A 9,476-nucleotide genomic window follows, 5' to 3' on the forward strand; every position below is an offset into this window, starting at 1 on the left:
TCATTATTGTTTTCCCGCTGATCGTTTACCTTGGCGCCAGCGGCGTGATACAAACGCAGAGAGAAAACAGGATCTGTAAATTCTTAGGTGATATTTCCTATCCGCTTTATATGGTCCATTACCCGCTGGTATATTTTTACGTTGCCTGGATCAGCAACCATAAAGGCATAACCATCGCACAGGTGTGGCCGATTGCGTTACTCATCTTAATTGGCAGCATTATGCTGGCCTATGTTACATTGAAATGGTATGATGAGCCGGTTCGCAAATGGTTAAGGAAGAAGCTGAAATAGGTAATTAAGGGGCGTAAATACTTCTGACCGGGATTAAACAGGAAAGTTCTTTCAAACAATGCTATAAAATAGAAATGCCCGGCCAATCGCCAGGCTTTTTTCAGCGGAGGAAGAGGGATTCGAACCCCCGGACCTGTTACAGTCAACAGTTTTCAAGACTGCCGCAATCGACCGCTCTGCCATTCCTCCGGCGCAAAAGTATAAAAGGAATTTAATTTAAAAAATTTATTTTTCTGAAAGTGCCTTATCTCCCACCCACAGGGCATTTCAGGGCAAAAAAAAACGCCGTACCTGCGTACGGCGTTCCTGATTCCTTGCTGTTGTGTCTTTTTCCTTTTCTATTGTTTAATTATTTCTCCGTCCTTGGTCCATTCCTTCAATATCACTTTTATCACCCGCTCCACTCCTTCCACGTAATATGCCATGGACCGTCGACTATGGACCATCGACTCTTTCACTATTTCCATCCACCACCTAAAGAGCGGTACAATTCCACTCCGGCGCTCAGCTGCTGCCGAACAATATCCGCACGGGTCAGCTGGGCCTGCAGGGAATTGCTTTGCGCGGTGATCACCTCCAGGTAGTTAGCCAAACCGCTGCGGAACAGCAGGCGGGCCTGGGAAATGGCGGTATCCAGCGTTTGCACCTGGTCATTCGCTATCTGGCGCCGGCTTTGCAGCTTATCCAGTGTTACCAGGGCATTACTTACTTCGCCAATGGCGTTCAGTGCCTGCTGGCGGAAACGGATGGCTGCCTGGTCGCGCTGAATGCGGGCCACTTCCAGCTGGGTTTTCAGCTGGCGGCGGTTGAATACCGGTTGGGTAATTCCGCCTGCTACAGTGCCGAACAGGGAGTTAATATCAAACCATTTGGCTGCTTTGTAAGAGTTTAACCCGCCGCTGCCCGTAATGGTAAGGGCCGGGTACATGCTGGCCTGGGCCACGCCTACCTGCGCATTGGCTGCTACCAGCTCCATTTCGGCAGAACGTACATCCGGGCGTTTGCTGATCAGCTCCGCCGGTACACCGGTGCTCAGGGAGTTCGATAAGCTGATCTCTTCCAGGTTAGCGCTCCGTGTAACCGTACCCGGGAGCTTGCCTGCCAGGATCTGCAGCGCATTTTCCTGTATAGCTATGCCTTGTTCCAGCTGCGGTACCAGCAGGGCTGCTGTTTGCTGCTGTGATAATGCCTGTTGTACCGCCAGCTCTGTTACATCGCCGGAAGTTTTCTGCAGGCGCATCATCTGCACAATAGAATCGCTCAGCGATACATTACGGCGGGCAATCTGTAATTGCTCATCCAGCATCAGCAGGTTATAATAACTGTTAGCTACATTGGCTACCAGCTCTGTTTGCACCGCGCGGGCGCCTTCATAGCTTTGCAGGTAGCTGGCCAGTGCAGCTTCTTTCTGGCGTTTGATCTTACCCCACACATCTATTTCCCAGGAAAGGCTCGCGGACAGGGTATAATCCTCAATATGACTTGTACCCAGGAAGCTGTTTAAGCTAATACCATTCAAGCTGTTCTTGGAAGGACTAGTAGTGTTGGCAGTAGCCTGTAAATTTAAAGAGGGCAACCAGGCGGCTTTGGCCTGTTTTACGTACTCCTGTGCACTTTCTATATTCTTTAATGCATACTGCAGGTCGTAGTTGCCTTTCAGCGTACTGTCTATCAGCTGCAGTAACACCGGATCCTGGAAGAACTGCTTCCACTCCACCCCTGCTATGCTGCTGTCTGAAGGCGCCTGCGTTTGCCCATTGAAGTGCTCCGGCAGTACCAGGGCGGGCCGCTCATAATTACGACCCACCCGGCAGGCTGCCAGCACTACAACTATCAGAAAAAATATTGGTATGAAAATTCTCTTTTGCATGTACAATTTATTTTACGCTTAGTGCTTAAGGCTGAATGCTTAACGCTGCCTGCATTTTGCGTTAAACGTTAGGCATTCAGCATTTCACTTATTTCTATAAAGCTGGTTCTTCCTCCATCTCTTCTTCATAGACCCTTAAGCCGGCGCGGCCTGTTATCCTTTCCTGTAAGTATTGGAAAATAACATACAGTACAGGAATAATAAACACACCTAATATTACACCGGTAAGCATACCGCCGATGGCGCTATAGCCTATGGAATGGTTACCAACGGCCGATCCTTTCTGCACAAATACCAGGGGTATCAGACCTACGATAAAGGCAAATGAAGTCATTAAGATAGGACGAAGCCTTGCCCTTGACCCAGCCAGTGCCGATTCAAGAAGGCCCATACCATTGCGTCTTCGCTGCACGGCAAATTCTACGATCAGGATCGCATTCTTAGCCAGCAACCCTATCAGCATGATCATCCCGATCTGTACATAGATGTTATTATCCAGCCCGGCAAAACCGATGAAGGTAAATACACCCAGGATACCTGTTGGAATGGTCAGGATAACTGCAAGCGGCAACACATAACTTTCATATTGAGCTGCCAGCAGGAAGTACACGAATATGATACTGAGCATGAAGATGTAGATCTGCTGATCGCCCGCCTTGATCTCTTCACGGGTTGAGCCGGTCCATTCGTAGCCGTAACCCTGGGGAAGCGCCTGTTTCGCAGTTTCCTCAATGGCTTTGATGGCATCACCCGTACTATAACCTGGTTTAGGCGTACCGTTGATGGTAACCGCATTAAACATGTTGTTGCGGGTTACTGTTTCCGGGCCATATACACGTTTTAATGAAACGATTGATTTTACAGGCACCATTTCATTTGTGCTGTTCTTCACATAAATACCATCGAGTGAGTGAATGTCGTTACGGTAAGGCACATCTGCCTGCGCTACGACGCGATAGTATTTTCCAAAACGGTTAAAATCCGAAACATAGCTGCTACCGTAATAGATCTGCAGGGTTTGCATCAGGTCAGTGATAGCTACGCCTAATTGCTTGGCTTTAAAATTATCTACTTCTACCCTGTATTGCGGGTTGTTAGCGGAGAAGGTAGTAAAGGCTGCACCGATCTCTTTTCTTTGCATCAAAGCGCCGATAAAGCCCCATGCATTCATGCCCAGCTGGTCCAAAGGACGGCCCAGCCTATCCTGCAGCATGAACTCAAAGCCGCTCACGTTACCAAAACCCTGTACTGTAGGGAAGGTGAAGAAGAAAGCGCTGGCGTCTTTCAGCTGGCTTGCCGGCCCATACATCATTCCGGTAACCTGGTCAATATTCTTTACAGCACCTCTTTCGTGCCTGTCTTTTAAGCGTATGAAACCTGCAGCATAAGGAGAAGCGGCGGCATTACTGATGAAGTTAAAACCATCCACCGTCCATGTATGCCGTACTGCCGGGTTCTGACGAAGCATCTGGTCCAACGTTTCTGTTGACTTATGCGTTCTGTCCATTGAGCTGCCCGGAGGTGTATTTAAAGCATACAATACAAAGCTCTGGTCTTCCGTAGGAATAAACCCTGTAGGCGCTCTGCGGGCCAGTATAAAGGCGCCGAGCGTTATAATAACCAGGAGGGTTATGGCAATCCATTTACGGCGGATCAGAAAGCCGATGCCTTTGATATACCGGTGTGTCATTGAGTTAAACCCGGCGTTAAAGGCATTAAAGAAACGGCTTCCAAAGCCAGTTTTCTTACCATGCTCACCTTCTCCGGTCTTTAAGAACAAGGCACACAAGGCGGGGCTCAGGGTCAGGGCGTTGATAGCCGAGATCATGATCGCAATGGCCAGTGTAAAGGCAAACTGCCGGTAGAATACACCTGCAGGGCCCTGCATGAAACCAACCGGTATGAACACCGCCATCATTACAAGGGTAATAGATATGATAGCGCCGGATATTTCATCCATTGATTTCAGGGTAGCCTTTCTTGCCGGCCAGTGTGTTTGTTCCATTTTGGCATGCACGGCTTCCACCACCACGATCGCATCATCCACCACAATACCAATGGCCAGCACTAAGGCGAACAGGGTAAGCAGGTTAATACTAAACCCAAACAGCTGCAGGAAGAAGAACGTACCTACAATGGCCACCGGCACAGCTATGGCCGGGATCAGGGTAGAACGGAAATCCTGCAGGAACACAAACACCACCAGGAACACCAGGATAAAAGCGATCACAAGCGTTTCACGCACCTGGTCAATGGAAGCGTCCAGGAAGTCCTTGGCGTTGTACATAACTTCCGTTTTCACGCCCTTGGGCAGTGAAGCGCTGAACGGCACCAGCAGCTTCTCTATCTGGTCAATGATCTCGCTGGCGTTAGAGCCGGCTGTTTGAATGATCGCAAAGCCTGCAGCGGGTTTACCATCCAGCAGGTTGTTAGCGCCGTAATTCAGCGAACCGAATTCTATACGTGCCAGATCTTTCAGGCGAAGCATGGATCCGTCACTGTTCGCCTTTATCACAATATTCTCATAGTCCTCGTTCAGGTTCAGCTTTCCTTTGTATTTCAATACAAATTCAAAGGTTTCCTTGCTGCTTTCACCCAAACGGCCAGGAGCCGATTCTATGTTCTGATCCCTGATCGCGTTCAACACATCCTGCGGAGAAAGATTATTCGCGGCAAGACGATCGGGCTTTAACCATACACGCATGGAGTAATCCTTGGCGCCAAAGATCTGCGCCTGTGCCACACCCGGTACACGCTGGATCTGGGGGATAAGATTGATCTTGATATAGTTTTGCAGGAACTTTTCATCGTACTCTTTGGGATCTTCACTATACAAACCCATGAACATGATGAAACCGTTCTGTACTTTTTGTGTGCTGAGGCCTGCTGTTACTACTTCCGTAGGTAACTGGCTGGTAGCTTTGGATACCCGGTTCTGCACGTTTACAGCAGCAATATCGGGGTTGGTTCCCTGTTTGAAAAAGACCGTTAACACCATACTACCATCGTTACTGGAGTTGGAGGTCATGTAGGTCATATTCTCCACCCCGTTCACTGCTTCCTCTATCGGGTTAGCCACAGAGCGGGCCACTACTTCGGCGTTGGCGCCGGGGTAGGAAGCCGTAACCGTTACGCTGGGCGGCGCGATATCGGGAAACAAGGTAACAGGCAGGGCAAAGTAAGAGATAATGCCCAGCAATAGTAGAATTATGGACACTACCGTTGAAAGTACCGGCCTTAATATGAATCTTCTTAACATGATAAGTTCACTTTTTGATTGTAAGTAAAATCGATTTTTGCATGGTATACTTTATATTAAAGTATAGCCTGCCACTTACAATGGTTTTGACTTGAGCACACTATCTGCTGATACCGGCTGAGGCGTAATTACAGCGCCATCCTTTAAAGTACCGGTTCCGGATAAAACTATTTTCTCGCCTGCTTTCAGCCCGTCGCTTACAAAGTAATAGTTGGCTGTTTTTCCGGCAATGGTAATAGGCTTGCTCGCTACTTTGTTGCTATCGGCCACGGTGTATACAAACACTTTGTCCTGTATTTCAAAAGTGGCTTCCTGCGGTATAGTAATGGCAGCAGGAACTTCCTGTGTTAATCTTACTTTACCTGTGTTACCGGTACGTAATATGCCTGACGCATTGGGGAACGTTGCACGGAAACTAATAGCGCCGGTGGTTTTATTGAACTGGCCTTCTATGGTTTCTAATTTCCCTTTTTCGGCAAATGAAGTATTGTCAGCCAGGATCAGCTCTACAGGGGGCGCTTGCTTTAATTTCTCTTCAATCGTCTTACCCGGAAAGTTGTTCTTAAATGCAATGAAATCGGGCTCGCTCATAGAGAAGTAGGCGTACATTTCACGTACGTCGGAAAGCACGGTGAGCGGCTGTGCATCATTGTTGCCTACAAGGGCGCCTATTTTATAAGGGATCCGGCCAATGTAACCGCTTACCGGTGCATTCACCAGGGTATAGCCTACATTGATACGGGCGCTGCCTACTGCTGCTTTAGCCTGGGCTACGGCAGCTTTTGCTGCTTCATAATTTGCTTTGGCTGTTTTCAGCTGCACGTCGGAAACAACGTTGTTGGCTACCAGGGGCGCCAGGCGGTCCATTTCAACCTGCGCCTTGTCCATATTGGCCTGCGCAGCAAGCACATTTGAATTGGCGCTGTTCAGCTGTTCGGCATATACCTGCGGATCTATTTTAAACAAAGGCTGGCCTGCTTTTACATAGGCGCCTTCATCTACAAATATTTTTTCCAGATAACCAGATACCTGCGGGCGCACATCTACATTCACCTTTCCTTCCAGCGAAGCGGGAAATTCCAGGTAAGAAGTAGCCGGTGCTGTTGTAACTGCCATTACGGGCAATTGAGGAGGAGGAGGCGGCGGCGGAGCTGCCTGGTTTGAAGCACAGCTATATAATACTACGGCCAGCATCAGAATGCCGGAGAGGTAGGCGAGTGGCTTGCGTGTGATCATTTTTTTTAATAATAGTTCCATTTGTTATAGTGTTATAATATGTAAAGACGTTCGAATACCTGTCAACGGGACAAAAAATGCCTGTTTTACTTTTCAGTAATTAAAAGGTTGTTTGTTTTAGTGACAGCTTCGGGTAGTAGTTTTAACAGAATTGGCCAACAGTAAGTTTCGACATGGTTGCACCCGCCGGCGTATCCTTATACGGATCAGCAAGTTGTTTTGTTACTGTTGTTAAAAAATAATTTAACAAAACAGGGCGGCGGGCATGTTTACAATCATTTTCATATGCTTATAAAATCAATACAAAAGTAATACAAGGCTTTAGGTTTCCTGCTTAACAAATCGCGGTATTAATTGTACTTTTCCCGGATACTCCGCTGAAACATAACGGGTGTTTGCCCGGTGTGTTTTTTAAAGAAGCGGTTAAAGTACGCATCATCCTCAAAGTTAAGCTGCCAGGCTATTTCCTTCACAGAATGATCTCCCCAGAACAGCAGGCGCTTGGCTTCCATGATCCTTTTTTCATCTATAACCTGTTTCGCGGTTCTGCCCACGGCAGCTTTTACGGTATCATTCAGGTGCCCCGGCGTAACGAACATCATATCTGCATAATTGGCAACCTGGGTCTTATCCCGGAAGTGCTGGTCAGACAGCTCATTGAACTGGCGTACCATACGGCTTTGAGCGGTATCCAGCTGCATGTAGGCTACATTGTGCTGTGGCAGCCGGCCGCAGGCCATGATCAAAGCATTCAGCAGGTTACGGATAATGCTGTCCCGCATGGGGCGCATGCTGCTGTATTCCCGGAGAATGAGACCTGCAAAGTTCATCAGCTCCTGCATCTGGGCCGCCTTTACCGGAATGGCCCGCTTATCAAAGATGCACGCCCAGCAGTTGAGCATACCCTGGCATTCTGCCATCAGGAATTCTTTATCAAAATGGATATATACGGATTCGCAGATGGAATCTTCACTTCCATGTTGATGTACCTGGTCTGGCGCCAGCAGGATGACTGCCGGTGCGGCAACGGTATACTTTTCAAAATCTATGTACTGGGTCATTTGCCCCGATAGCAGCAACGTAATGGTGAAACCTGCATGCCGGTGCGGATGTACCGCCCCTCCTGCGGGCATGTTCAGCGAACGTCCAATAGTAAACCCCGGCATTTCAGATGCCCCAGGCATTTGCGCGCTGATATCATACACGGGTATTAACACATTGTTCTTCATCAGAAAGGCGTTTTTTCAGATCAAATGCCGGTGGAGGATATAAAGGCAACGCTATGATCACTACAGTTACAGTACAACAAGTTCCATCACATAACTTCTGCCAACAAATTTAAAATATCCTTCCAGCAATTTTCTAAATAATTACAATTAATTCTTCAAGACAATTATACTAGATAAGTATTTAGCCAGCTAACCATATTATGACAAGTTGCTCAATACCTGCATTAATAACCGCTTTAATAACATCCGCTCTTCCGTAGTCAGGTTATCTACGGTTTCCCGTTCCAGCACCTCCCACATTTTCTGTTCTACTGTCTCTACGGCAGCTACCCCTTTCTCTGTAAGATACACTCTTACAGCACGTTGGTCGGATGAACACCGCTCCTTTTTCAGGAATCCGTTCTTTTCCAGCCGCTCCACCGTACGGGTTACCGTAACGGCCGACACACACATGCCGCAGGTAAGCTCATTGAGGGTAATGCCCTGCTGCTGGTAGATCTGCTGCAGCAACAGCTCCTGCCCTGCATGCAGGTTCAGGGACGACAGCAGCTCGTTTGCCCTGTTACGGTGCGCTTTACCGATCCTTGAGATCAGGTAACTCACAGTTTCTGACACCGGTATCTTATTCATGGGGCCAAATGTAGAAATAATTAGCCAGCTAAACAAGTGGGGATGATATAGATATCTTTTATAGGGGTATAGATGGGCGATGGCGAGGCCGTCGAAGTCCATGGTCCATGGTCGATGTTCCATTGCCTGCTGCGGGGTGAAGATTGGCCAGGACCGGCAGGTTCACAGCGTATTGCAGGGCGGCCAGCTGACCACGGACCATAGCCCACTGCTTACAGCGCCTGCAAGGACTGCGGAGTATAATAATAGATAATTTCCTTCATAGGGGTTACAGGGGGATATTAATTCAGTGTTATATTATATGAACAATAGTTTGAAATACGATACGTACCAGGCAGTGGATTATAACCATGGTCCATGAACTACCTGCAATACGCACCAGGCCATGGACCATGGACCATCGACCATCGACCATGGACGGGGCGAAGCCCCACCCCTACTCCATCTTCAGGCTCTTCACCGGGTCGGCTAAGGCGGCCTTAATGGATTGGAAGCTGACGGTAATTAAAGTAATCGTGAGCGCCAGCAGGGCAGCAATAATAAATACCCCCGGCCCAATGGTGATACGGTATTCGTATTTTTCCAGCCAGCCCTGTAAAAAGTACAGCACCACCGGCGTGGCAATACAGCAGCTAATGCCTACCAGCCATATAAAATCTTTGGATAATAACAGCCATACCTGGGTTACAGAAGCGCCCAGCACTTTACGCACCCCTATTTCCTTGGTACGCTGTTCTGCTATATAAGCGGCCAGTCCAAACAATCCCAGGCAGGAGATCACAATGGCCAGCACGGCCAGGATGCCGGACAGCTTGCCCATAAGCACCTCCTGCTGGAACAGGGTGTTGTACTGTTCATTGGCAAAATCATATTTATAGGGAAAAGCAGGACTGTACTTATTAAATATAGTAGTGAGCTTGTCCACCGCCGTATGGGGGTTTACGCCGGCGGTTAAACGG

Annotated in this window: 7 protein-coding genes and 1 tRNA gene; 1 reads left to right on the forward strand and 7 read right to left on the reverse strand. The window is 48.3% G+C overall.

Going from position 1 to position 9,476, the window contains the following annotated elements; translation table 11 throughout:
- Positions 1-293, forward strand: a 293-nt coding sequence (locus tag VIM87_RS29180; protein ID WP_414649677.1) for an acyltransferase family protein, incomplete at its 5' end; no start/stop codon positions are given.
- 104 nt (positions 294-397) lie between these two features.
- Here the strand turns inward: VIM87_RS29180 and VIM87_RS29185 are convergent.
- The 7 genes from VIM87_RS29185 to VIM87_RS29215 form a co-directional block, all read right to left on the reverse strand.
- Positions 398-482 (reverse strand) — tRNA-Ser (locus VIM87_RS29185).
- 268 nt (positions 483-750) lie between these two features.
- Positions 751-2,163, reverse strand: coding sequence for an efflux transporter outer membrane subunit (locus VIM87_RS29190; RefSeq protein WP_332000395.1), 1,413 nt, complete (start codon positions 2,161-2,163; stop codon positions 751-753).
- A 94-nt stretch (positions 2,164-2,257) separates the two neighbouring features.
- Entirely contained in the window at positions 2,258-5,422 is a 3,165-nt protein-coding gene (locus VIM87_RS29195) for an efflux RND transporter permease subunit (protein ID WP_332000396.1), read from the reverse strand.
- A 75-nt stretch (positions 5,423-5,497) separates the two neighbouring features.
- Positions 5,498-6,679 carry an efflux RND transporter periplasmic adaptor subunit gene (locus VIM87_RS29200; RefSeq protein WP_332000397.1) on the reverse strand — a complete coding sequence of 394 codons (1,182 nt, stop codon included), beginning with the start codon at positions 6,677-6,679 and terminating at the stop codon, positions 5,498-5,500.
- A gap of 329 nt (positions 6,680-7,008) precedes the next feature.
- Positions 7,009-7,887, reverse strand: coding sequence for a helix-turn-helix domain-containing protein (locus tag VIM87_RS29205; protein WP_089914514.1), 879 nt, complete (start codon positions 7,885-7,887; stop codon positions 7,009-7,011).
- Positions 7,888-8,085: 198 nt separating this feature from the next.
- Positions 8,086-8,517 (reverse strand): MarR family winged helix-turn-helix transcriptional regulator, encoded by a 432-nt coding sequence (locus tag VIM87_RS29210; RefSeq protein WP_332000398.1) that lies wholly within the window; start codon positions 8,515-8,517, stop codon positions 8,086-8,088.
- Positions 8,518-8,953: 436 nt separating this feature from the next.
- A partial coding sequence (locus VIM87_RS29215; protein WP_332000399.1) for an ABC transporter permease occupies positions 8,954-9,476 on the reverse strand: 523 nt, incomplete at its 5' end.

It is taken from the genome of Chitinophaga sp. (assembly GCF_036569125.1).
In the GTDB taxonomy this organism is placed as follows: Bacteria; Bacteroidota; Bacteroidia; order Chitinophagales; family Chitinophagaceae; genus Chitinophaga.

Bases quoted from the DNA above. Each gene is read 5' to 3' on its own strand.
- VIM87_RS29190 (WP_332000395.1), bottom strand. From the start codon at position 2,163: ATGCAAAAGAGAATTTTCATACCAATATTTTTTCTGATAGTTGTAGTG.
- VIM87_RS29195 (WP_332000396.1), bottom strand. From the start codon at position 5,422: ATGTTAAGAAGATTCATATTAAGGCCGGTACTTTCAACGGTAGTGTCC.
- VIM87_RS29200 (WP_332000397.1), bottom strand. From the start codon at position 6,679: ATGGAACTATTATTAAAAAAAATGATCACACGCAAGCCACTCGCCTAC.
- VIM87_RS29205 (WP_089914514.1), bottom strand. From the start codon at position 7,887: ATGAAGAACAATGTGTTAATACCCGTGTATGATATCAGCGCGCAAATG.
- VIM87_RS29210 (WP_332000398.1), bottom strand. From the start codon at position 8,517: ATGAATAAGATACCGGTGTCAGAAACTGTGAGTTACCTGATCTCAAGG.